Here is a 24,453-nt window from a genome sequence, read left to right as displayed (position 1 = left end):
CAAAGGTGGAATTCAATTTAATTTAATATTAGACTTTTACGTGTCTAATAAAGTTAATTTAATCTGCTTTATACGTTTGCGTTCTAAAGCCTCTATAGTAAAAACGTAATTTTTGAAATTTATTTTACTACCAATTCTTGGAAAACCACCAGAAATTTCTAGAACAAAACCTGCAAGGGTTTCAGCTTCTCCTTTTTTAGCTTCAAACGATTCGGCATCATCTTCAATACCAACAATTTTATACATGTCTTTTAAAGGTGTTTTACCTTCAAAGCTATAATTATTATTGTCTAATTTGGTATACACTAAATCTTCATCGTCATATTCATCACTAATATCACCTACAATTTCTTCAATAATATCTTCAAGAGAGACCAATCCTGAGGTTCCACCATACTCATCAACCACGACGGCGAGATGTACTTTTTTCGTTTGAAATTCGACCATTAAATCGTCTAACTTCTTATTCTCTGGAACGAAGAAAGGTTCACGTAAAATAGAAGTCCAATCAAATGTTTTCTTATTTAAATGAGGTAATAAATCCTTAACATAAAGCACACCTTTTATAGTGTCTATATTTTCTTCATAAACCGGAATTCTAGAATAACCATTTTCTATAATGTCTTTTATAACTGTTTCAAAAGGTGATTCAATATTTAAGGCGAACAAATCCATGCGCGGACGCATTACTTGTTTGGTATCTGTGTTTCCGAAAGAGACAATACCTTGTAATATTTTTTGTTCTTCTTTTGTGGTGTCTTCTTCATTAGTTAATTCTAATGCTTGAGATAGCTGGTCTACACTTAGGTTATTCGATTTCTTTTTTCCGAACTTATTCTGAATCTGAATAGTCACATATCGCATAGGCAAACTTAATGGTGAGAAAATAACATCTAAAACCTGTAAAGGTCTTGCCATAAACGATGAGAATTTTACACTATTCCTACTAGCGTAGATTTTTGGAATAATTTCACCAAATAATAAAATAAGAAAGGTGGCAGAGATAACTTCTACTAAAAACCGTACAAGCGTATTTGATATACTACTAAAAACGGTTTCACCTATATAAGCAAAGAGTAAAACTATGGCTATGTTTATAAAGTTGTTTGCAACCAATATCGTAGCTAATAGTTTTTTCGGACGTTCTAATAGTCTTGCAATAACTTCCATAGAGGTTGACTTGTTCTCTAAACCATCTTTAATATTAGATTTGGTTAAAGAAAAGAGAGCAACTTCAGCTCCAGATATTAAAGCAGAGGAAATTAATAGTATAATGAGTATAATGATACTCGTTATAATGGGGGTACTAATGACTATTAAATTTGAAAATAAAATCGTGGGTTCTGGGTCCAAGATAATGTTATATTAAATGGTTAGAATGGCAAATCATCATCACCGTCTGGTTCTACGTTAGTAGGTGCAGATTGTTGTGGTTGAGGATTAGCATTTGGTGTATTGGTTTTTTTCGGCTGTTGCGACTGTTGTTGGTCACCTTTAGGAGTTAAAAACGTAAATTCATCACATTGAATTTCCGTAGAATAGCGCTCCATGCCTTTGTCATCTGTCCATTTTCTAGTTTTAATACGGCCTTCAATATAGACCTTGTCACCTTTAGTTAGGTATTTTTCACAAATTTCAGCGGCTTTATTTCTAACCACAATGTTATGCCATTCAGTGTTAGTTACGCGCTCATTAGTTTGCTTACTTACGTAAGTTTCACTTGTTGCTATTGGAAAACGGCCAACACAGTTTTTATCATCAAAATAATGCATTTTTACTTCGTCTCCTAAGTTTCCAATTAACATCACTTTATTTAACGTTCCAGACATAATAAATAATTTATAAATAATTTGTAAAGTTACTCAATTGTGTAACTACTAATTTAAAAGTAATAAAAAAATGTGATTATTTTAAGGTTCTAAAACGGGAATTCATTTATAAAATCACTTATCAAAACAGGTGCGGGGTAGTTTGTTAAGGTTTTAGTAGGAATGGCCTCCTTTGGTAGCTCTTCTACTTCGATAATCCAAAATTTTGTATAAAGGTGTTGGTGCGATAATTTATGAACAATATCTGCTTCATTATATAAGGAATGATCAAAGTTAGAAATGTCTAATAGTTCACTGTCTATATTTAATAGGTGGAATTCTTCGGCATTAAGACTTCTCTCAGATTCAACTAATGGAAATTGATATAGGTTTTGCCAAATACCTTTTTTGGTGCGCTGTTCGAAAAGTGTGTTTTTATGTGGATCTATAAATACTAAATAGTTGAAGTGCTTTTTAGTGACTTTCGTTTTTTTCAATTTTACAGGAAGAACCTCGACTAATTGTTTTTCAAGTGCTACACAACTATCCTGTAAAGGACATATAGAGCAATCGGGGTTTTTCGGTTTACATTGAATAGCTCCAAACTCCATAATAGCTTGGTTGAATGTAGCTGGTTGTTCGGTATCTATTAAAGAAGTCGCTAAGGATTTAAATTCTTTAATTCCTGCAGTAGTATTTATAGGTGTATCTATACCGAAGTAACGTGATAATACGCGATACACATTTCCATCTACAACAGCTTCAACTTCGTTAAATGCAAATGAAGCAATGGCACTAGCGGTATAGTCACCAACTCCTTTAAGTTTTATGAGGTCTTTATAGTTGTTCGGAAACTCACCGTCAAATTCATTTACTATTAGTTTTGCGCTAGTATGAAGGTTTCTTGCTCTCGAGTAATATCCTAAGCCTTGCCATAATTTTAGAATAGAGGTTTCAGAGGCATTTGCTAAATCGAAAACCGTTGGATATTGAGCTATAAATCGCTCGTAATATGGTAGGCCTTGATTAACTTGAGTTTGCTGTAAAATAATTTCTGACAGCCAAATATGATAAGGGTTTTTGGTTTTTCTCCAAGGTAATTCACGTTTATTTGCTGAATACCAGATAATTAGTGTATCTTTAAAATCCATTTGATTTTTTTGATGAGAAGGCAAAATTAAATGTTTATAGTCTTAAATTTTAATTAATTACGTTTGAAATATTGAATTTAAAATGCATATATTTGCATCCCCTTAATAATTTATAGTAACCCTAAAACTAATAACAATGACAAAAGCCGATTTGGTAGCAAAAATATCTGACAAGTTAGGTATTGAAAAAGGTGACGTACAAGCAACAGTAGAAACCTTTATGGAAGAAGTTAAAACATCTTTAGAGAGCGGAGATAACGTTTACTTAAGAGGTTTTGGTAGTTTTATCATTAAAACAAGGGCTGAAAAAACAGGTCGTAATATTTCAAAGAATACTACAATAAAAATTCCAGCACACAACATACCAGCGTTTAAGCCAGCTAAAGTATTTTTAGAAGGCGTTAAGACTAATGTTGAGGTTAACTAAGAAAGCATTTAAACAAATATTAATTAAAAAGGAGAATATATTATGCCAAGTGGTAAAAAAAGAAAAAGACACAAGGTAGCGACGCATAAGCGTAAAAAACGTAGACGCGCTAATCGTCATAAAAAGAAATAAATTGAAAAAAGTAGTTTTGGAACTACTTTTTTCAGTTTTAAAGAAACGTTCTTTGATATAGAATTCAGCGGCATTTAATAGAGTGTTGCTAGATTTGTTGGATATTACATCCTGTGTCAAATAATTTAGTAAAATCCATCTAACTCAATGAAGAGCTAGATATAAATTAACATTATGAACAATGAATTAATCGTAAGATCGAGTTCAGATATTGTTGATTTTGCCTTATTAAAAGATGGAAAACTTATTGAATTACATAAAGATGATGAGGACAACAACTTTGCGGTTGGCGATATATTTATTGCCAAAATACGTAAAGTTATTCCTGGTTTAAATGCCGCGTTTGTTAACGTTGGCTATGAGAAAGATGGTTTTTTACACTATCATGATCTTGGACCGCAATTGCCTTCACTTTTAAAATTCATTAAGCGTGTAAGCACAGGGAAATTAAGGGATTACACCCTTAAAGACTTTCCTATCGAAAAGGATTTAGACAAAAATGGTAGCATCGCAAATGCTATCAAAGGAAATCAATCCATTCTAGTACAAGTAGTAAAAGAACCGATTTCTACTAAAGGTCCACGCATTAGTTCAGAATTGTCTATTGCAGGAAGATACATAGTCTTGGTGCCTTTCTCTAATCGAATATCAATTTCTCAAAAAATTGAATCGCAAGAAGAGAAGGACCGTTTAAAAAGATTAGTAAAAAGTATCACGCCTAAAGGGTTTGGGGTTATTATTCGTACAGTAGCTGAAGGCAAGAAAGTTGCCGAGCTCGATAGTGATTTACAGAATTTGCTGGATCGATGGACAGCAATGTGTAAAAAGTTGTACAAAGCAAATCATCCTACAAAAGTATTGGGAGAAATGAACAAAGCATCCTCTATTTTGAGAGATATCTTTAATGATTCATTCACCGGAATAGTTGTAGATGATGAAGAAATGTATGTACAAGTAAAAGATTATGTGCAACAAATTGCACCAAAAAAAGAATCTATAGTGAAGTACTACAAAAATGGTGTACCGATATTTGAAAAATATGGCATTGAACGCCAGATTAAGACATCATTTGGTAGAACAGTCTCTATGGCAAAAGGAGCTTACTTGGTTATAGAACACACTGAAGCGCTACATGTTGTAGATGTGAACAGTGGTAACCGTTCTAATAAAGAAAAGAATCAAGAAGACACGGCTTTAGAAGTAAACTTAATTTCAGCCCAAGAAATTGCTCGCCAATTGCGATTACGTGATATGGGAGGAATTATTGTTGTCGATTTTATCGACATGGGAAAAGTCGAAAACAGAAAAAAGCTTTACAATTATCTTAGAGATGAGATGAAAGATGATAAAGCAAAACACAAAATATTGCCGCCGAGTAAGTTTGGGTTAGTGCAAATTACCAGACAGCGCGTTAGGCCAGAACGCAATATAAAAACGAAAGAACAGAATCCGAATTCAATTGGAGGAGATGAAATCGAAGCACCAATAAAAGTGGTGGAACGAATAAATCAAGACCTTGAAAGGATTTTGAAAAAAGACTACAAAAAAGTAACATTAAATGCACATCCTTTTGTAGCAGCCTTTCTAACCAAAGGGTTTCCATCAGTACGTTCAAAGTGGTTTCTTGAACACAAAAAATGGGTAAAAGTTTTACCTAGAGATGCTTACACATATCTTGAATACCATTTTTACGATAAAGATGGTAACAAAATCACATAATATCTATTAGAAAAGCCCAATTGAAACTTCAATTGGGCTTTTTATTTTTTAAGTAATTTCTTCCTTAATCTCTAGACATGAAAATTCGAAGTATATACCAAAATAATAGCATTAAAGAGGCAAATAAACCTAATGCAGCTGGTATATAGTCGTCAACCCCATAGGTCTTAACTAAGTTAGAAGTTTGATATAAAATAGATCCTCCAGCTAATAAACACATTCCAACAGAAAACCAGAGACCTAAATTAAATCCAAATAGAGTTCCTGCTATAATTAAACCTATAGCGATAAAGAATCCTATAGTTAATCCTGTTTTTAGAAAAGAAAAGTCTTTTTGGATGAGTAATACGGCTGCTGATAACCCTGTAAATAAGGCGAGTGTGACTATGGCCGCTTGTTTTAGAATTTCGATACCCGTATCCATATAAAATGCAGCAATGAATATCATAGGTACAAAAATTAAAGCTTGGAGCAATATATAAAGTCCGTAAGCCATATATTGTACATTCTTGTCAGATGTTCGCATTGCCATACTCTCAGCATAATTTGTAGCGAACATAAAGCCACCTAATAATAGCAACCATTATAGCCTTCTGTCATCGAGAGCATAAATTCTACAATAGTTTCACTTTGAAGGAGTAGGTATTCGAATAATACGAATACAAGTACGCCACCGGCTACATGAGAGTACGTCTTTTTGTAAAAAGCAGCGCGTTCAACATCTGACAAGCTACTCACCATAATTTTGTCTGGTAATTGATTTGGGTAATGATTTTCCATATACTATTTGAGTTTAGAACCCTCAAAGTAAGAGTTTTCGCTGTATTCCACAAAAAAAAGCTCTGATAAACAGAGCTTTTATATAAATTATAGGTGATCTATTCCTAATATTAAGGACTAATCTCTACCTCCAAATATCTGAAGTGCCCAATACAATAGTGAAGCTAAAGCTCCGATTGCAGCTACTAAATAAGTTCGAGCGGCCCATTTAAGTGCGTCTTCAGAACCTTTATATTCTTCAGGAGTTACCATATTTTTGTTCTTTAACCAGGCTAAGGCTCTATTACTTGCATCGTATTCTACTGGTAAGGTGATGAAGCTAAATAATGTTGCAAAGCCCATAAATACTAAACCTGCAACAGCTACGTAAAAGCCTAAGCCCATACCTGCTCCTGCGCCTAAAATTAAACCACCAATGACTAACCATTGTGACATTCCAGAAGTCACACTAACGATTGGAACTAAGGCAGAACGCATACCTAGTGCGCTGTAGGCTTGTGCATGTTGTACAGCATGACCACATTCGTGAGCCGCAACAGCAGCCGCAGCCGCATTTCTTTGGTTGTAAACTGATTCACTTAAGTTTACTGTTTTATTCTTTGGGTTATAATGGTCTGTTAATTTTCCAGGAGTAGAAATCACTTCAACGTCATAGATACCATTATCTGCTAGCATTTTTTCCGCGATTTCACGACCAGAAAGTCCATTTCGCAATTGCACTTTAGAATATTTCGCAAACTTTCTTTTAAGCTGACTACTCACCAACCAACTCACAAGAGCAATAGCTCCAATTAATATATAATATCCAATCATAATTTTAAATTTTAGTAATGTAAATCTATTACAAGATAATCAAATTCTAAGCCAAATTTTAGTTAAGAAATATTGTCAGTCTAACGAAGTTCTTCAGTAGCTTTAATGACACGATTATTTTCAAAAACTAAAACCAGTTGCGTAAGTTCTTCTTTTGAAAAACTTGGTTTACTACCTAAATAATAAACGAAATAATTCTTTCCATCCGAGTAAGAATCATTAGGCTTGCCTAGAAGTGAAATAACCTCAGTCTTTGTTTTATCTAACAGTAACTCATTATCAATAATGTCTTCCACCATTTCATAGCGAAATGAAGGCTGATTTTTCCATTTCTCCCGATCAAATTTTTCTTCAAATTCATAAATTAAAATCGTGCTCGCTACAAATGCAATAAATAGGATCAATCCAATTTGGTCATTTCTTTTGAGCCGAAACCTCATTTATCCTACGATATTTACAATTTTACCAGGAACAATAATCACTTTTTTAGGAGTTCTTCCTTCTAACTGCGCTATGGTTTTTTCATGAGCCATTACGGTTTTTTCAATATCTTCTTTAGACATGTCTAATGGTAATTCTAAGGTAAAACGCATCTTACCGTTAAATGAAATAGGATAGGTTTTGCTGCTTTCTACTAAATGCTTTTCTTCAAAAACTGGGAAAGTCGCAGTTGATATGGATTCGTTATTTCCTAATAAAGACCATAATTCTTCAGCAATATGTGGGGCATATGGAGAAATTAAAATCAATAATGGTTCTAAAATTTCTTTACTCGCGCACTTCTGAGATGTGAGTTCGTTTACAGCAATCATAAAGGTAGACACCGACGTATTGAAAGAGAAACTCTCAATGTCTTCTTCCACTTTCTTTATGGTTTTATGTAAGGTTTTTAAACTGTCCTTTGACGGTTCACTATTATCAACTTTCAAACCATTATCATCTACATAAAGTTTCCAAAGCTTTTTAAGAAATCCGTGAACTCCTGAAATTCCTGAAGTTTTCCATGGTTTGTATTGTTCTAATGGCCCTAAGAACATTTCATAAAGTCTTAGACTATCTGCGCCGTAATCTTCACAAATACTATCCGGATTAACCACATTGTATTTAGATTTAGACATTTTTTCAACTTCACGACCTACTTTATAAACACCGTCTTCTAAGATAAATTCAGCATTTTTAAATTCCTCTCCAAACTCACCATCATTCTTTAAGCCCTCAATATCCAATTCATCAGAGGCATTTACATACTGTACTTTAACATGGATTGGTACTACGTTTTTGTCTTTGATTAAGCCTTCAGACAGATAAGTATTTGTTCCCTCTTCTCGATATACAAAAGCACTTGTCCCCAAAATCATTCCTTGGTTAATTAGCTTTTTAAAAGGTTCTTCAACATTAACGAAACCTCTATCTTTTAAGAATTTTACCCAAAAACGAGAGTAGAGTAGGTGACCTGTAGCATGCTCGCTACCACCAATATATAAATCTACATTTTCCCAATAGTTGAGTGCTTCTTCGCTAGCAAAAAAGTCATCTCTGTTTGAAGCTTCCTCCATATATCGGAAGAAATACCATGAGCTTCCTGCCCAACCTGGCATAGTATTCAGTTCCAAAGGATGAATAGTGGTATTATTAATTTTATCGTTGCTTACAACTGAATTAGTTTCTGTACACCAAGCCCAAACGTCGGCACGTCCTAAAGGCGGCTCACCTTCTTCTGTTGGTAGGTATTTTTCAACTTCAGGTAAGTGAATAGGTAAATGTTCTGCGTCTATCATTTGAGGCATTCCATTTACATAATATACAGGGAATGGTTCTCCCCAATAACGTTGTCTTGAGAATACAGCGTCACGTAGGCGATAATTTGTTTTCCCAAGCCCTTGGCCTAATTTTTCTAATTCGAAAATAACACGTTTAGTAGCTTTTTTCAGGTTCATTCCATCAAGGAAATCACTATTAGCAATTTTTACATTGTCTTTTGAAGCATAAGCTTCTTCTGAAATATCTACATTGTCGAATATATTTGGGATGTCAATATTGAAGTGTTTTGCGAAATCATAATCACGCTGATCACCACAAGGAACTGCCATGACAGCACCTGTTCCGTAGCTAGCCAATACGTAATCACCAATCCAAATTGGAATTGGTTCTTTAGAAAATGGATGCTCGGCATAAGCGCCAGTAAACACACCAGAAATGGTTTTTACATCAGCCATTCTATCACGTTCGCTACGCTTTGCTGTTTTTTCAATATAGGCTTCAACCTCTGCTTTTTGTTCTGAAGTTGTGATTTTTGAAACGAGTTCATGTTCTGGAGCCAAGGTCATAAAACTTACACCAAAAATAGTGTCAGGTCTTGTAGTGAAAACGTCAATTTTATGAGACTCCTCATCGCTAGTCGTTGCTGGGATAACATTAAAAGTAACTGAAGCACCAACAGATTTTCCAATCCAATTTCTTTGACTTTCTTTTAAAGAGTCTGTCCAATCTACAGTATCTAAGCCTTGTAGTAAACGCTCAGCGTAAGCCGAAATACGCATGCTCCATTGTGTCATTTTCTTTCTAACAACGGTATGACCTCCACGTTCTGAAACGCCATTTACAATCTCGTCATTAGCTAAAACGGTTCCTAATGCTGGACACCAGTTAACTTCTGTTTCGGCTAAATACGTAAGTCTATATTTTAACAGTATTTCTTGTTGTTCTTCAGATGAATAATTATTCCATGCTTCAGCTGAAAAGATTTCAATATTATCATCGCAAATGGCGTTGATATTTGAATTTCCTTCAGAAGCAAAAGTTCTAACTAGAGTCTCAATATGCTCCGCTTTATTCGAATCATTATTATACCAAGATTCGAACAGCTGAATAAAAATCCACTGTGTCCACTTGTAATAATTTGGATCCGATGTTCTTACTTCGCGACTCCAATCGAAAGAAAATCCAATTTGATCTAATTGTCTTCTGTAAGTTTTAATATTTTCTTCTGTGGTGACAGCGGGATGCTGACCGGTTTGAATAGCATATTGTTCTGCAGGTAAACCAAAGCTATCATAACCTTGTGGATGTAATACGTTAAATCCTTTATGGCGCTTGTAACGCGCATAGATATCGCTGGCAATGTAGCCTAGTGGATGTCCAACGTGAAGACCAGCTCCACTTGGATAAGGGAACATGTCTAAGACGTAATATTTTGGTTTATCACTTTTGTTTTCGGCTTTAAACGTTTCGTTTTTTGCCCAATGGTCTTGCCACTTTTTTTCAATTTGATTGAAATCGTATTTCATATCAATTTTGTTTTTTCAAATTATTGCCAGCTATAGTCTACTTTCTGCAGACTCAAATAAGGCGCAAATTTAACAATAACCTACTAAACTGCCTATTTAATTGTTAAGAGGTCTTATAAAACAAAAAGCACCTTGCGTTTGGCAAGATGCTTTGGTAAATTCTTGTTACAGAAATCTAGAATTTATATCCTAAAGAAACCTGAAAGACACTATTCTTAACGTCGGGATTTTCCGCTACTGTTGTGATTCCAAAATTATATCGCGCTTGAACCAGCATATTATCTCCAAGGTTGTAGCCAAGTCCTATATTCGCTCCGACATCTATATTTGCTGCGTCAGTATCAAATTCTGGTAAAATACTATCTTCAAATTCAATTTTATCATTGACTAAAAAAGAGAATTGAGGTCCAACTTCAAGACTAAATCCATCAGCCAAATAATATTTTGCCATTATTGGAAGTGCTATATAATCGACTTTTACTTTTACATTACCATTGGCTTCAGACCCTTGAGTTGTATATAAGAGTTCAGGTTGAAGAGAAAATTTTTCACTTAAAGGGATCTCGGAAATGAATCCCGCGTGGAAACCAATGAGACTATTTCTATCTGCATCTCCTCCAGAAAAAGTAGAGACATTGAGTCCTGCCTTAGCACCAAATTGTACTTCTTGAGCATTAGTTTGTTGCATTAATCCAACAGTTGCAAATAAGATTGCAAAACATAATTTTTTCATAATAATTGATTTAATTGTTAATTGATTGGATAGATTCTCTTCAAGAAGTATGCCATCGTAAAAATTAATTAGAGAAAATTCTTATTCCAAATTGTAGCGGACTGATGTATACATTTATAATAGACATGTCTATTTAATAGGTTTTTTCATGCATTTACAACACTATTAAAAGTTAGTCGTTCTAATAGTTAGCATAAGCAAATAGTTTTATATTTTTACATCATAAATTAGTAGTAATTCATGGCATCATCTTTTGATAAATACCAAAAACGTAAACTAATATCATCTTACGTCTCTGTAGTAATAAGCATCGCTTTGGTTTTGTTTCTTTTAGGTTGTTTAGGACTTTTAGTCATCAATTCTAAAAAAGTCGCAGATCACTTTAAAGAGCAAGTTGTAATGACTATTTATTTAAACGATACAGCGAAAGAAGTTGAAGTCAACCAACTCAATAAGAGTTTGGCTATGGCCGATTATACTAAAGATGCAGTTTATGTGTCTAAAGAAGAAGCAGCAGAATACATGAAGGCTGAAACAGGTGAAGATTTTATGGATTTTGTTGGGTATAACCCATTAAAGAATTCAATTGATGTGCATCTCAAAGCCGATTTTGTAACAACAGAGCAATTATCAGAAATCACCGAAAGTCTTTCTAATAAAACCTTTATTGAAGAGATTAGATATGATAATGACTTAGTAGAATTAATGAATGATAATGTTAAGAAAATTACGTTTTGGGTATTGATTATTAGCGGCCTGTTTACTTTGATCGCTGTTTTACTTATTAATAGTTCTATCCGATTAGCCGTATATTCTAAGCGCTTTATTATAAAAACAATGCAAATGGTTGGTGCTACAAAACGATTTATTCGTAGACCTTTTGTTTGGAAAAGTGTACAGTTGGGAATTGTGGGTGCACTTGTAGCTATGGCAGGAATGGCAGTAGTATTATATTATTTAGACATCTCCTTTCCAGAATTAGAGTTGCTGACGAACACTGTTTTAATCGCTGCTTTATTTGCTGGAATATTTTTGTTAGGAATTTTAATTACATGGATTAGTACCTTTATAGCGACTCAGCGTTTCTTAAATCTGAAGACAGATCACTTGTATTATTAGGTTTGAAATTCACAAACCCTTAACGCATCCATTGTAAATAAAACAGTTACTTTGCATATTATTCAATCTTAGTTGAAAAGACCATGAAAGACTTAAAATCCAGGAAAAAAGAACCAAATCAGAATAAGAATGTGACTCTTCATAAAGATTCAAAACCTGAATTTATTTTCGGTAAGAAAAATTATAAATTCTTATTTATTGGATTAGCATTTATTGTTGTTGGGTTTATCATTATGGCCTATGGTTTAGATTTTACGTATGCAGGTTCGCATGAAGATCCTAACTACTTTGATCCATCCATTTACAGCTGGACAAGGATAAGATTAGCGCCAACTTTAGTACTTATTGGTTTTGGTATTGAAGTCTATGCCATTCTTTTAAATCCGAATAAATCTTCCGAAAAATAACCCACTTTTAATTTACAACTTACCTATACTTAAAATTGATACTATTGCCCTATGGAAATTATTGATGCTATTATTTTAGGAATTATTCAAGGGCTTACGGAGTTCTTACCTGTTTCTTCTAGTGGTCACTTAGAGCTTGGAAAAGCGATTCTTGGTGATACGTCTTTACCTCAGGAAAGTCTATTGTTTACCGTAGTACTTCACTTTGCGACAGCATTAAGTACCATGGTTGTTTTTAGAAAAGATATTATTGAACTGATAAAAGGAGCTTTAAAATTTGAATGGAATGAAGACCTTCAATTCATTGCTAAGATTGCTTTATCTATGATTCCAGCCGTAATAGTTGGCTTATTTTTTGAAAAAGAATTAGAGCAACTTTTTGGTAGTAATATTCTCCTTGTAGGTTGTATGCTTATCGTTACTGCAATTTTACTTTTCTTAGCAGATAAGGCAAAGGATACACAAAAGAAAGTGACTTTTTCAAATGCCTTTATTATTGGTATATCACAAGCTATTGCAATGTTACCGGGAATTTCTAGATCTGGTGCAACAATTTCAACATCAGTTTTATTAGGTAACGATAAAACTAAAGCAGCACGTTTTTCCTTCTTAATGGTGGTGCCTCTTATTTTTGGAAAAATCGCAAAGGATATCTTAGGTGGTGAATTAACTTATGATAGTGCAAGTTTCCCGGCTTTAGGTATTGGGTTTATAGCCGCTTTTATTTCAGGACTATTTGCTTGTACTTGGATGATTGCTTTAGTAAAGAAAAGTAAATTAACGTATTTTGCTATCTATTGTGTAATTGTTGGTATCGCAGCGATAATCTGGTCTTTAAGCTAATGAGGACAGAAGAAGATTTTAAATCCGGACAAGTATTACTAATAGATAAGCCATTAACCTGGACGTCATTTCAAGTTGTGAATAAGTTGCGTTGGGCAATACGACAAGCTTATGGCATCAAGAAAATTAAAGTCGGACATGCCGGTACTTTAGATCCTTTAGCGACGGGGTTATTAGTGATATGTACAGGAAAGATGACCAAGCAAATCAATACCTTTCAAGGTCAAGAAAAAGAATACACAGGAACCTTTGTTATTGGTGGTACAACACCTTCTTTCGATTTAGAAACCGAGGTTGATCAATCCTTTCCAACCGAACATATTACAGACGAATTAATTCATAAAACTACAGAACAATTTATTGGTAAGATTGAACAATTTCCTCCAGTGTTTTCTGCTATAAAAAAAGATGGCAAGCGTTTGTATGAATTTGCAAGAGCAGGGGAGGATGTTGAAATTAAATCGAGACAAGTTGAAATAACTGAATTCGAGATCACGAAAATAAATTCTTCAACTGAGAGTAGCTCAGCTCATATAGAATTAGAATTTAGGGTGGTTTGTAGCAAAGGAACCTATATAAGATCCCTAGCTCACGATTTTGGAAAAGCATTAAATTCAGGTGCACATCTATCCGTTTTACGACGAACACGAATAGGCGATTTTAAAGTTGAGGATGCTTTAACTCCTGAGGTATTTATTGAGAGTCTGCCTTCTAAAGATTGATTTAACAAGGGTTTATGATGTCTTGTTAATCCATTTCTTTCTTATATTCGTATATCACTATACACGAATAAGAACATAAATTCTGAAATTTATTGAACAACATAAAGCCGTAGTTATTACGTTCCTTCTTACAGGAATTGTAGTCCTTGCTATGTTTAGTATCCAGCTTAAACCTCACAAGGATTTAATTACAGAAAGTTATTATCTAATTGAACCTGAACCTGAAATAGAGGAAAAAGAGAAAGAACTTCAAGAATTAGAAGACATTAATGCAAAATCAACAAACAAAGCTTTCAATGAAGATGAAGCTTTTGAAGAATTAATGCGGAATTTCAAAACCGTACAATCGGAAGATGTTGAGCGCCCTACAAATGAAGTCGAAGAAAATGAAGCTAGTGAAGAGATTGTTGAAAAAACAAGCCTCAATGAGTCGCGCGCTAATAGCGACGCATACGCCTTAAACTCCCAGGAGTTGGAATCCTACAAAAAAGTACAAGAGGAGCTTAAAAAGCGTCTTGAAAACAAGAAACAAGCGGCTGAGCACGCTAAAACAAAAAGTACACTAAGCTATTCTTTAAAAGGAAGAACTTTAACGTCTTATAAAACGCCGCGCTATTTATGTGAAACAGGTGGAAAAATCGTTGTGAGTATCAAAGTTGACGAAGATGGCGATGTATTTGATGCTTCTATTAATGGCTCGTCGAACTCCAAAAATCAATGCCTAATTGATCATGCGATTGCTTATGCTAAATCTGTTCGATTTGATACATCCACAAAAAAAAATCAATTAGGCACCATTACGTTTTTATTTAAAGGCAAAAATTAATTCGACTCTAAATAGGTCATTAGCTTAGAAGACTAACTAAATCTTCAATCGTAGACTGACCTTTATCGGTATTGTACCAACGTTGTAAATCGGTTTTGAATTCTTCGGTTATCGTGTCATTATTCGCTTTAAATTCTTCAACCATCGCCGTAGCAACCTGTGGTCTTGGCCCAAAGGTGTTTAAAACCTCATTAGTTTCAGAATCAATCATGATTAACTTTGGAATAGATTTTCCGCCATTGGTTAAAAACTGATTCATAAGCGCCTCGTTATTGTCTCTTAATACAACTCTATAATCGATATTGTCATTAAGCTCGGCGACTTTGTTGATAATTGGCATAATATGCGCTGCATCACCACACCAACTCTCTGAAATGACCAACCATATTACTTTTCTATCAAAGTTTTCAATTTTGGCTTTCATTGCCTCAGACACTTTAGCGGTTTTATCCCAACGTTGCATACGTTTATCATTAAGCTGGGTATATTCGGCCATAGCCTCTGATTTGTCGTTACCTGTTGTTGATTTTTCTTGAACTAAGGTGGTGACTAAAGTTCTATATTCAGCATAAGTCATACTGTTTTTTAAACTTGCTGAAATAATATCGTTTACTGTAAGTGTATCTGTGTTCATAGTACAAAAATAAGATTCTATTGCTAATTATTTGGTAACTGTTGTTACATTAGTAGGACTAAAGAATAAACCTTACATAATGGAAAAAAATAGATGTGGTTGGTGTGTTGGTGATCCTTTGTATGAAGCTTATCACGACGAAGAATGGGGAGTTCCTGTTTATGATGATGACACTTTATTTGAATTCTTAATTCTTGAAACTTTTCAAGCGGGTTTAAGTTGGATAACTATCTTGAGAAAACGGGAAAACTTCAGAAAAGCTTTTGATAATTTCGATTATAGGAAAATAGCCAAATACGATGACTCTAAAGTTGAAGACTTGTTACAAGACGCTGGAATAATTCGAAATAAACTCAAAGTCAAGGCAACGATTAGTAATGCCCAGGCTTTCATGAAAATTCAAGATGAATTTGGATCGTGTTCTAAATATATTTGGGGTTTTGTTGATGGTAAACCTATTGTAAATAAGCTGAAGAATCATAAAGATGCGCCTGCAAATACGCCTTTGAGTGACAGGATTAGTAAGGACTTAAAAAAACGAGGATTTAAATTCGTAGGTTCAACTGTAATTTATGCGCATATGCAAGCAACAGGAATGGTAAACGATCATATAGTGTCTTGCTTTAGATATAACGAGGTTTAAAGATAGTTTTGAAATTCTGAACGAGGCATACTTTTCGCACCTAAACTTTCAAGATGTCTAGTGTGTAATTGACAGTCGATTAATTTATAATTAGAGTTTTGAACAAAGCTTATAAAACCAACTTTGCTGGCATTACTTACTTTGGCAAACATGCTTTCACCACAAAAAAGAGAATCGTTAAATGAAATGCCGTATAAGCCACCTACTAATTTATCATTTTGCCAAACTTCAACTGATTTAGCAAAGCCCATGTCATGTAATTTGAGATAAGCCTCAATCATTTCGTCTGTAATCCAAGTTCCTTGTTGGCCTTCGCGTTTGACTTCAGCACAATTTTCAATCACTGCTTTGAAGTCTTTATTTTCTGTAACTTCAAAAAGCCCCTTTCTTAATATCTGTTTCATGCTCTTCGACACTTTAAGATCTTCAGGAAATAAGACGAAGCGTGGATCTGGAGACCACCATAGAATAGGTTCTTCATCTTGATACCACGGAAATATTCCTTTTGTATATCCATGTAGAATTCGCTCTGGAGATAAATCACCTCCAATGGCTAAAAGGCCATCTGCCGATGCTTCAGAAATATCAGGAAATTCAATTTTATGACTTAAGAAATGCATGGGTTTCAAATTATATCAATGACGAATTTATAAAATATCTTGACTAAATAGGGTTCGTAATTTTGGATAGTGACTTTGAGTTAAAAATACCTTGTAGATTTCTATTCGTGATTTATCATACTAGGTTTTGTCTCATCAACTAGGAATCTAAACCCATCCATTGAGACTTATGTGTTTTCAACAAATTTATAGTAAAGGTATAAACAGAAAAAAGACTTGCTTTAAATAAAAACAAGTCTTTTTATATGATTTTATGTTCTTCTAATTAGAACGGTAAATCGTCGTTGTCACCATCGTTAATATCATTAACTGGCTCAAAAGCTTCTGTTGGTGGAACAGGAGGCATATTTCCACTTGGTGCTTCAGATTGTACGGCTTCAATTCTCCAACCTTGGATAGAGTTGAAGTATTTTGTTTCACCTTGTGGGTTAACCCATTCTCTTCCTCTTAAATTGATATTAATTTTAACCTGCTGTCCAACTTGGTAACTGTTTAATAAATCAGTTTTATCTTGAACAAATTCCACCATAATATGTTGTGGGTACTGTTCTTCCGTCGTAACTACAACCTCTCTTTTTCTAAATCCATTGCTTCCAAAGGTTTGAGTCTCTCCTAACATTTTAATTCTTCCTTGTACTTCCATTTTTGCTTAATCTATAATTTATATAATACTTTATTTTCAGGCTACGAAAGTAATAACTTCCAAGCACTTTCTACGTCTCCATAGCTCAAATAATTTTGAGCCAATTTATGCTTTTCTCTGTGAGATGCCGTCCTGATGTCGGGATAGCGCTCACTGATGTCATCAATAAACTTATTAACATCCTCTTTATTTGGCAATTTATCAACATTACCTAACATCCCAAGATTGTTTCCTGTTAAAATCATGCTATTTTTCACATGATCAGGCATGCTATCTACACCAATTCCCATACTTCTTAATGGTTTAGGAATCTCAAAAAAACCAGTTTTAGCTCTACTGTAATAGCTGCCACCAGCTCTTGCCACTAAGTCTAAGGCTTCTTGATTGACGGTTTGGTCTTCGTTTAAAACGTCATCAGAAATATGAAGTTTTACAACTTCACATATTACTAAATTTCCAGCACCTCCTTCAGTTCCTAAATGAACTATTTCATTGACTTTACATTCAATTTGAACAGGAGATTCAGCTACTCTAAACGGTTTTACTAGGTCTGAAGCTAACATCGTTAAGCCTGCTTTTTCAAATTCATTTACGCCTTCAGGATATTCTGTACTTGTTAAAGATGCTTGATGAACCATATCGTAATTCACCACGTTAATCACCACTTCTTTCATGGCTTCAACATTTGCTAAAGTATGTTTTGTGGTATTATCTCTAACTCTTCTCGCCGGAGAAAAAATTAATATCGGTGGGTTAGCACTAAACATATTAAAAAAACTGAACGGCGATAAGTTAGGATTACCATCCTTATCAATAGTACTTGCAAAAGCGATTGGTCTTGGTGCAATTGCACTTAATAAATAAGCGTGTAAAACGCCGGTTGAAAGGTCTTTAGGATTGAATGATGCCATGTAATCTGTTGATTTATAGCAAAGATAATTATATTAGACTATGATTGAAAGTATTTAGTTCCGTATTGACGCAATATTTTCAACATATTTACATTATATTTAAAATTGCAACTAAATAATTCAATGACTATTAGCTTCAACCAAAACGTAATCCGTTGGATTATAATTGTCTCTTCATTCATAATTATTTCTCTGATTCTCTGGAATACGTATTCGTTTTTTCAAAACTTTAAAGCTGAAGAACGTTCAAAAATGAAAAACTGGTCTTTCGCTCAAAAGGAATTGAGTAAAACCACTGATCTCGATGCTGATTTAGGAGAATTACCTTTTGAAATTATTACAAGTAATACAACGACACCAATGATTACGGTTAGTAATGATGGTAGTATGGAATATAATAATATCAATGAAGAAAAGGCTAAAGATTCTCTCTACCTGCTAAAATTGATTGAGAAATTTAAAAGTGAAAATGAACCAATTGAAATTCGATATGAAGGCAAGGTGTTATCGACATTATATTATGGAAATTCGGCTTTGTTAAACAAGTTGAAATATTACCCTTTAGCTTTATTATTGATTATAGTGCTGTTTGGAGCCGTAGTGTATTTCTTTTATCGAAGTTCTAAAATCGCCGAACAAAATAAACTATGGACAGGAATGGCCAAGGAAACTGCTCACCAAATTGGAACGCCATTATCATCATTAGTGGGTTGGGCAGAAATTTTGAAAACAGAACAGGTTAATCCAGATTATATTGTTGAAATAGAAAAAGATATTGATAGACTTCAAACTATTACAGAACGTTTCAGTAAAATTGGATCTGCACCGACACTTCAAAACTTGGATATTGTTGAAGTGACCAAGTCATCTTATGAGTACTTGAAATCGAGATCATCGAAGCTAATTAATTTCGAAATTGTCACTCCTGACCGTGAAATATGGGTTAATTTGAATGAGCAGCTCTTTGGTTGGACCATTGAGAATCTTGTGAAAAATGCAATAGATGCCATGAGAGGGAAAGGTGAATTGACATTAGAACTCACTCAACTCGAAAATCAAGTGTTCATCAATATTACAGATACAGGAAAAGGCATTTCAAAATCGTCTTTTAATAAAATTTTTGAGCCAGGTTATACCACTAAGAAGCGAGGATGGGGATTGGGTTTATCATTGGCCAAACGTATTATTGAAGACTACCACGATGGCAAAATTAAAGTTTTGACTTCTGAAAAAAACAAAGGAACAACCATTCAGATTATGTTGAAGCAGGTATAGGTTGTTTTTAAGTCCTGTTCATTCAGAGTATAATGCGAAGAATCTCTATGTTTATTTAAGATATAAATTGATTAAATTTTATATGTCTTAAGATTCTTCAATCATAATGTGCATTCCGACTGCCAACATGAAAAACTAAGTTAATATCCAAATCGTATTTAAATTTTAATATTGAAAATTTAGTTTAAATTTGACCATGAGTTCGTCTAAATATTTCACTTTAAAAGAAGCCAGGTTAAGTAATAACTGCCCAGAATGCTATTCTAATGATGGCTTAGAGCTCACGTTTAAACAAAAACTTAAAGAGACTAAACTTTTTAAAGCCATTACTGAAGATACGGTGTGTAATTTATATTGTCTTAAATGCGAAGTAGAGATTTTTCCAATTCGTTGGGATGATGATATAGATCGCGTAGTAGATTATCATAAAAGAGCATTAAAAACAAAACCCAAGTCTATTAAATTAAAACCCATCTCATGGATTTTAATAACCTTAGGAGTTGTTCTTTTAATCGCAATTATCTTATTCACTACAGGAATAATATCTGTAAATTAAAAGTGTGAGGCAATTTTATTGGCTATAGCTTCAAACTCTTCTTTTTCTAATTTTTGTTTACTCGTAAAACGCGCATCTTCCATAGTGTGAAGTGGAATTAAGTGGACGTGAACGTGAGGCACTTCCAATCCAATAACGGACATACCAACGCGCTCACAAGGAATCGCTTTTTCAATGGCTAAAGCTACACGTCGTGAGAACTTCATTAGGCCCATATAGGTGGCTTCATCCAAATCAAAAATTTTATCGACTTCTTTTTTTGGAATACAGAGTGTATGACCCTTAGAGTTTGGGTTGATATCTAAAAAAGCAAAAAACTCTTCGGTTTCTGCGACTTTATATGAAGGGATTTCTCCTGAAATTATTTTAGTAAAAAGCGTTGCCATAATTAAATTGGAATAAATTTATAAATTTCATCATTCGACTAAATCGACCTTTTAAAACAAGGGACTCTAAATTAGACTTATAATGATTATAAACGTTATTAAAGTTATTATATAAATATAAAAAGATTCCTTTAATAAGGAATCTTTTTATGATTTAACTATAAGTTTACCGCTAAAGTAGGTAGCTGCTTATCTTGAAATTTCTAAAATATCAAATTTTACAATTCCACTAGGTACTTGTATTTCTGCAGTATCACCTACAGATTTACCTAATAAACCTTTTCCAATTGGAGAGTTTACTGAGATTTTTCCAGCAGCTAAATCGGCTTCGCTTTCTGCAACCAAAGTATAGCACATTTCCATACCATTTACTTGGTTTTTGATTTTTACTTTCGACAAGGCAAGAACCTTAGTCAAGTCTAATTGTGACTCGTCTATAACTCTTGCGTTAGCTAAAGTTTCTTCCATTTTAGAAATTTTCAACTCTAACATACCTTGTGCTTCTTTTGCAGCATCGTATTCTGCATTTTCACTTAAATCACCTTTGTCTCTAGCTTCAGCAATTGCTTGCGATGCCTTAGGGCGCTCCACATCTTTAAGATGGTTTAATTCTTCTCTTAATTTTTTTAAACCTTCAGCTGTGTAATAAGATACTTTACTCATAATTTAATCGTTTTAGAAATAACGAAAACCAAACAGTAAACTCTTTATTATTTTTGAGCCTGTCTGAAGAACAGACAGGCTCAAAAAAAACTGTAAGATATTTTTACTATTTAAAAGTCGTTTATTTTATAATTATAATATTAGCATAAAAAAAATCTCGCGCTGACGAGATTACCTTACAAATATATAAAATATTTACGGTATAGTTCGAATAATTGTAAATTGCGGGTTGAATTTTATTGAGAAAAATGCATTAAAAATTTTCAACGTCAGAGGTTTTTGCTCACAAAGCGAGTATTTACGTGCGTTCTGAAGATGTGGCTTCTTAATTCGTTAAAATTCAAATCATTAAAAAAAATAGACATTGAAGAAGTTAATTTTAATATTAAGTTGTGTAATCATTTTTGGATGTAGTAAAAACGATCCTATTTATAATTGTAATTATTTGATAGATGTTGGTGTTAATCTTACCGTAAACTTAAATCTACCACAGTACAATCAACTATTATTTCCGGTGAATGCTATTCGAGTAGAAGGCTATGGTAATAAAGGTATTATTCTAGTCAGAACTAATGCCAATTCAATTTTAGCTTGGGATGGTGGAGATCCAAATCACCCAACTTCAGCTTGTTCTACATTGACCATTAATGGCTTTAATGCTACTTGTGGCTGCGACGATGGTAATGAGTATAGTTTAATTACAGGAACTGCTCTTAACGAAAATCCTCAACCTTGTACGTTAAAACCATACAGGGTTGAGGATCTCGGTAATAATGTGTATTTGGTGACTAACTAGAACTTCAAAGTTGCACCAAGTAAAAAGTTAGTGGTGGCTTGTGGGTAAAAACCAGCGCCTTCAATTGTTGAAATAGCGCCAGGATTAGACCAACTATCATCATAAGTATAGTAGTATCCATTAGAAACGTACTTCACATTAAAAATGTTATTTACCAATCCTGATAACATGATTGAATCGAAAATTGATTTTGAACCATCGTCATTTCTGAATGAAATGGTATAATTAATGTTGAAATCATTGATGAAGAAACTATCTAATTTAGATAATTCAGCTTCCGTATTACTCATGTATTGTTCTCCAACATATTTGCTTAGTAAAGACATTTGAAGGCTTTCTAAAGGTTGAAAAACAATAGCATTTGAAGCTACTAAACTAGGTGAAAATATAATGTCTGTTTTTCCTAAGTTTTTTAATTCATCATCAAACGAAATCACGGTTTCCTTATTTTTATTCGTGCTTAACGTCATATTTGGTTGAAGCGTTAATTGTGAAGTCACAGGAATAATAGCTTCTAACTCTAAACCTAAGCGGTAACTTTCACCACTATTGGTTCTAATTGGGTTTCCAACATCATCCATTCGACCAGATAACACTAACTGTTGATTGTATAACATATAATACGCATTAGCATTAAAAACGAAATTTCCTTTTTTATGTCTCCAACCTAATTCGAAATCATTAAGCTGTTCTGGTTTTATATTGTTGTCACTTTCAAAATCCGTTCTGTTAGCTTCTCTGTTTGCTCTTGCATATGAAAAGTAAAGATTGTTATTAGTGTTTAGACTGTAAGTGATTCCGGCTTTAGGGTTGAAGAATGTGAAATTCTTATCAATTTCAAAATCTACTAAATCTGATGTGGTTCCAACAGTTTTGAATGTCACGTTTCTCACTTGAAGGTCTCCATATAAACTTAACTTATCATTCAGTCTATAGTTTGCTTTTGTGAAAACAGATACATCATTTTTTCGACTGTTTCCATCGTAATAACGATCTCTTATTTCGCTTTGACTTGCATATTCCGCCCAAATTACTTCACCAAAATGATCACCAGAATAATGACTTAACGAACCACCAAAAATCAAGTTCAGATTGTTGTTTTTATAATTCGCATTGGCATTAAGAACATAAAAATCATTGTCTAACCAACGTCTTCTAATCACATCTGTTTCATCAATAGTTTCGCCGTTAATAGTTATTGGGTTAAAACCATAAGTGTCAAAATCTTGGTCTTCTTTGTATTGTTCAAAGTAGCCACGACCATAAGTATAGTTTAAACCAAGGGTTGTAGACCATTGATTATTGTAGCGTTGGTTCCAATGTAATTGGTAATGATCTTGACTATAATGGTCTACTTCATTATCGTAGAACTTAATATTGCCTTCGTCGTCTGTATATTCTCCAGCAGTATTGTAAGTCCGATCATTTTCTAATTTGTCTGGGTCCTCAAGGCCATTCCAAGCCTGATATGTGACTTCATTTCCACCAAAGGTTATAGCCTTGATTAACGTGTTGTCATCTGCATAAGACCCTTGTAAAAAGTAAGATTTTAAATCTGCTGAAGCACGATCGATATAACCATCTGAAGCAATATTGGATAAACGTCCTGCAATTTCAATATGATCATTCAATAGACCAGTACTGAATTTTACAGTGTGTTTTCTTGTATTATAACTTCCGAAGGAATTAGAAATTTCACCTGAAGCCTCTTTAGAAACCGCATCTGTTAATACGTTAATACTTGCACCAAAAGCACCAGAACCATTTGTTGAAGTTCCAACACCTCGCTGTAATTGTAAACTCTCAGTAGAGGAAGCAAAGTCACCTAAATTTACCCAAAACGTTCCTAAAGACTCGGCGTCATTATACGGAATACCGTTAATAGTAATGTTTGTAGATTGTGAGCTAACACCTCTAACTCTAATTCCAGTATAACCAACTCCAGCTCCAGCATCTGTGGTAGTTACAACCGATGGTAAGAAGTTAAGTAGCATAGGAATGTCTTGACCTAAGTTACGTTTTTGTAAATCTTTTTTGGTAACGTTGGAATGCGTAATTGGCGATTTAGCATCTACTCTTACTGCTTTGACAAGAACTTCGTCTAGTTGTTCAACTTTAGTAGTGTCTTGTACTTTCTCTTGTCCATAAACAGAACAAAGACTTAATAAAAAAATGGATAATGTTAATCTCTGTCGACTTGTTGGTGAGAGATTGTTGAATAATGATTTGGTTTCGGCTAATCTATTTTTTAAGACGAAACTGAATCTAGCTACTGAAAATTGATGGCTAGATTGAAATTTAAGAATACTAGATTTCATACGACTATAAGTCTATAATCGAATAAAAAGAGGTAATTATTCTTGGTTAATTATTGATTTATTTTGGAATTGTTTTCTAATGCTCTTCAAGTACTTCGTCTGCACTCGATATAACATTAGGAACATTATTCCTTATTTTCCTAAACAGCATTACCTGTTCTAGGTTCAATGGGTATGATCTCAGCTTGAAAAGTTAGTGGTCTTGTAAAAGTTAATCGTTTTCTAGAATTACTTTTAACTG

At 33.8% G+C, this 24,453-nt stretch carries 25 protein-coding genes and 1 pseudogene; 11 read left to right on the top strand and 15 right to left on the bottom strand.

Annotation, left to right across the window (positions count from 1 at the left end):
- Positions 1–36: 36 nt before the first annotated feature.
- From DFQ11_RS02440 to mutY, 3 genes are all read right to left on the bottom strand, one after another.
- Entirely contained in the window at positions 37–1,353 is a 1,317-nt protein-coding gene (locus DFQ11_RS02440) for a gliding motility-associated protein GldE (protein WP_110474019.1), read from the bottom strand.
- 20 nt (positions 1,354–1,373) lie between these two features.
- Entirely contained in the window at positions 1,374–1,829 is a 456-nt protein-coding gene (locus tag DFQ11_RS02435; protein ID WP_110474018.1) for a single-stranded DNA-binding protein, read from the bottom strand.
- A gap of 89 nt (positions 1,830–1,918) precedes the next feature.
- Positions 1,919–2,959, bottom strand: a complete 1,041-nt coding sequence (gene mutY / locus DFQ11_RS02430) for an A/G-specific adenine glycosylase (RefSeq protein WP_110474017.1) — start codon at positions 2,957–2,959, stop codon at positions 1,919–1,921.
- 136 nt (positions 2,960–3,095) lie between these two features.
- Between mutY and DFQ11_RS02425 the strand changes: the two genes are divergently transcribed.
- Both DFQ11_RS02425 and DFQ11_RS02420 read left to right on the top strand, forming a co-directional pair.
- Positions 3,096–3,386, top strand: a complete 291-nt coding sequence (locus DFQ11_RS02425; RefSeq protein ID WP_110474016.1) for an HU family DNA-binding protein — start codon at positions 3,096–3,098, stop codon at positions 3,384–3,386.
- Between the two features lie 306 nt (positions 3,387–3,692).
- A complete protein-coding gene (locus tag DFQ11_RS02420; RefSeq protein ID WP_110474015.1) occupies positions 3,693–5,237 on the top strand; it encodes an Rne/Rng family ribonuclease in 1,545 nt (514 codons plus the stop codon).
- 64 nt (positions 5,238–5,301) lie between these two features.
- Here DFQ11_RS02420 and DFQ11_RS02415 read toward each other — a convergent pair.
- The 5 genes and pseudogenes from DFQ11_RS02415 to DFQ11_RS02395 all read right to left on the bottom strand — a co-directional run bounded on the left by DFQ11_RS02415 (position 5,302) and on the right by DFQ11_RS02395 (position 10,850).
- Positions 5,302–6,017 (bottom strand): annotated as a pseudogene (locus tag DFQ11_RS02415) (Bax inhibitor-1/YccA family protein).
- 117 nt (positions 6,018–6,134) lie between these two features.
- Positions 6,135–6,830, bottom strand: a complete 696-nt coding sequence (locus DFQ11_RS02410; protein WP_110474014.1) for a zinc metallopeptidase — start codon at positions 6,828–6,830, stop codon at positions 6,135–6,137.
- 80 nt (positions 6,831–6,910) lie between these two features.
- Positions 6,911–7,270, bottom strand: a complete 360-nt coding sequence (locus DFQ11_RS02405) for a hypothetical protein (protein WP_110474013.1) — start codon at positions 7,268–7,270, stop codon at positions 6,911–6,913.
- On the bottom strand, positions 7,271–10,117 hold the full coding sequence (leuS, locus tag DFQ11_RS02400) for a leucine--tRNA ligase (protein WP_110474012.1): 2,847 nt from the start codon (positions 10,115–10,117) through the stop codon (positions 7,271–7,273).
- Positions 10,118–10,292: 175 nt separating this feature from the next.
- On the bottom strand, positions 10,293–10,850 hold the full coding sequence (locus tag DFQ11_RS02395; protein WP_110474011.1) for a porin family protein: 558 nt from the start codon (positions 10,848–10,850) through the stop codon (positions 10,293–10,295).
- Between the two features lie 240 nt (positions 10,851–11,090).
- Here DFQ11_RS02395 and DFQ11_RS02390 point away from each other — a divergent pair, with 240 nt between their 5' ends.
- The 5 genes from DFQ11_RS02390 (at position 11,091) to DFQ11_RS02370 (ending at position 14,767) form a co-directional block, all read left to right on the top strand.
- Positions 11,091–11,969 carry a cell division protein FtsX gene (locus DFQ11_RS02390; protein WP_110474010.1) on the top strand — a complete coding sequence of 293 codons (879 nt, stop codon included), beginning with the start codon at positions 11,091–11,093 and terminating at the stop codon, positions 11,967–11,969.
- 83 nt (positions 11,970–12,052) lie between these two features.
- Complete coding sequence (locus tag DFQ11_RS02385) at positions 12,053–12,376, top strand: DUF3098 domain-containing protein (RefSeq protein ID WP_110474009.1); 324 nt, start codon at positions 12,053–12,055, stop codon at positions 12,374–12,376.
- A gap of 51 nt (positions 12,377–12,427) precedes the next feature.
- Positions 12,428–13,219: an undecaprenyl-diphosphate phosphatase gene (locus DFQ11_RS02380; protein ID WP_110474008.1), complete on the top strand. Its 792-nt coding sequence runs from the start codon at positions 12,428–12,430 to the stop codon at positions 13,217–13,219.
- On the top strand, positions 13,219–13,941 hold the full coding sequence (gene truB / locus DFQ11_RS02375; RefSeq protein WP_110474007.1) for a tRNA pseudouridine(55) synthase TruB: 723 nt from the start codon (positions 13,219–13,221) through the stop codon (positions 13,939–13,941). The genes DFQ11_RS02380 and truB overlap by 1 nt, the downstream gene beginning before the upstream one ends.
- 151 nt (positions 13,942–14,092) lie before the next feature.
- Positions 14,093–14,767 carry an energy transducer TonB gene (locus DFQ11_RS02370; protein ID WP_110474006.1) on the top strand — a complete coding sequence of 225 codons (675 nt, stop codon included), beginning with the start codon at positions 14,093–14,095 and terminating at the stop codon, positions 14,765–14,767.
- Positions 14,768–14,786: 19 nt separating this feature from the next.
- Here the strand turns inward: DFQ11_RS02370 and DFQ11_RS02365 are convergent, their stop codons facing one another.
- Entirely contained in the window at positions 14,787–15,401 is a 615-nt protein-coding gene (locus DFQ11_RS02365) for a thioredoxin family protein (protein WP_110474005.1), read from the bottom strand.
- A gap of 79 nt (positions 15,402–15,480) precedes the next feature.
- Here DFQ11_RS02365 and DFQ11_RS02360 point away from each other — a divergent pair, with 79 nt between their 5' ends.
- Positions 15,481–16,044 carry a DNA-3-methyladenine glycosylase I gene (locus tag DFQ11_RS02360; protein WP_110474004.1) on the top strand — a complete coding sequence of 188 codons (564 nt, stop codon included), beginning with the start codon at positions 15,481–15,483 and terminating at the stop codon, positions 16,042–16,044.
- Here DFQ11_RS02360 and aat read toward each other — a convergent pair.
- The 3 genes from aat to DFQ11_RS02345 form a co-directional block, all read right to left on the bottom strand.
- Complete coding sequence (aat, locus tag DFQ11_RS02355) at positions 16,041–16,664, bottom strand: leucyl/phenylalanyl-tRNA--protein transferase (RefSeq protein WP_110474003.1); 624 nt, start codon at positions 16,662–16,664, stop codon at positions 16,041–16,043. The genes DFQ11_RS02360 and aat overlap by 4 nt on opposite strands.
- 265 nt (positions 16,665–16,929) lie before the next feature.
- Positions 16,930–17,307 carry a DUF3127 domain-containing protein gene (locus DFQ11_RS02350; RefSeq protein ID WP_110474002.1) on the bottom strand — a complete coding sequence of 126 codons (378 nt, stop codon included), beginning with the start codon at positions 17,305–17,307 and terminating at the stop codon, positions 16,930–16,932.
- 41 nt (positions 17,308–17,348) lie between these two features.
- Positions 17,349–18,218: a flavin reductase family protein gene (locus DFQ11_RS02345; protein ID WP_110474001.1), complete on the bottom strand. Its 870-nt coding sequence runs from the start codon at positions 18,216–18,218 to the stop codon at positions 17,349–17,351.
- 123 nt (positions 18,219–18,341) lie between these two features.
- On the opposite strand from DFQ11_RS02345, the gene DFQ11_RS02340 reads away from it, so the two are divergent.
- Entirely contained in the window at positions 18,342–19,493 is a 1,152-nt protein-coding gene (locus tag DFQ11_RS02340; protein WP_110474000.1) for a sensor histidine kinase, read from the top strand.
- A 196-nt stretch (positions 19,494–19,689) separates the two neighbouring features.
- Positions 19,690–20,049, top strand: coding sequence for a hypothetical protein (locus tag DFQ11_RS02335; RefSeq protein WP_110473999.1), 360 nt, complete (start codon positions 19,690–19,692; stop codon positions 20,047–20,049).
- Here the strand turns inward: DFQ11_RS02335 and DFQ11_RS02330 are convergent.
- Positions 20,046–20,435, bottom strand: a complete 390-nt coding sequence (locus tag DFQ11_RS02330; protein WP_110473998.1) for an HIT family protein — start codon at positions 20,433–20,435, stop codon at positions 20,046–20,048. The genes DFQ11_RS02335 and DFQ11_RS02330 overlap by 4 nt on opposite strands.
- 189 nt (positions 20,436–20,624) lie before the next feature.
- Entirely contained in the window at positions 20,625–21,098 is a 474-nt protein-coding gene (gene greA, locus DFQ11_RS02325; protein ID WP_110473997.1) for a transcription elongation factor GreA, read from the bottom strand.
- Between the two features lie 364 nt (positions 21,099–21,462).
- Between greA and DFQ11_RS02320 the strand changes: the two genes are divergently transcribed.
- A complete protein-coding gene (locus DFQ11_RS02320; RefSeq protein ID WP_146221488.1) occupies positions 21,463–21,894 on the top strand; it encodes a Rieske (2Fe-2S) protein in 432 nt (143 codons plus the stop codon).
- Here DFQ11_RS02320 and DFQ11_RS02315 read toward each other — a convergent pair.
- Positions 21,891–24,212: a TonB-dependent receptor gene (locus DFQ11_RS02315; protein WP_110473995.1), complete on the bottom strand. Its 2,322-nt coding sequence runs from the start codon at positions 24,210–24,212 to the stop codon at positions 21,891–21,893. The genes DFQ11_RS02320 and DFQ11_RS02315 overlap by 4 nt on opposite strands.
- Between the last annotated feature and the right edge of the window lie 241 nt (positions 24,213–24,453).

This window comes from Winogradskyella epiphytica (genome assembly GCF_003217215.1).
Classification (GTDB): domain Bacteria; phylum Bacteroidota; class Bacteroidia; order Flavobacteriales; family Flavobacteriaceae; genus Winogradskyella; species Winogradskyella epiphytica.
Note: the sequence above shows the minus strand (reverse complement) of the source record. Positions and strands in the feature narration are given on the sequence as shown.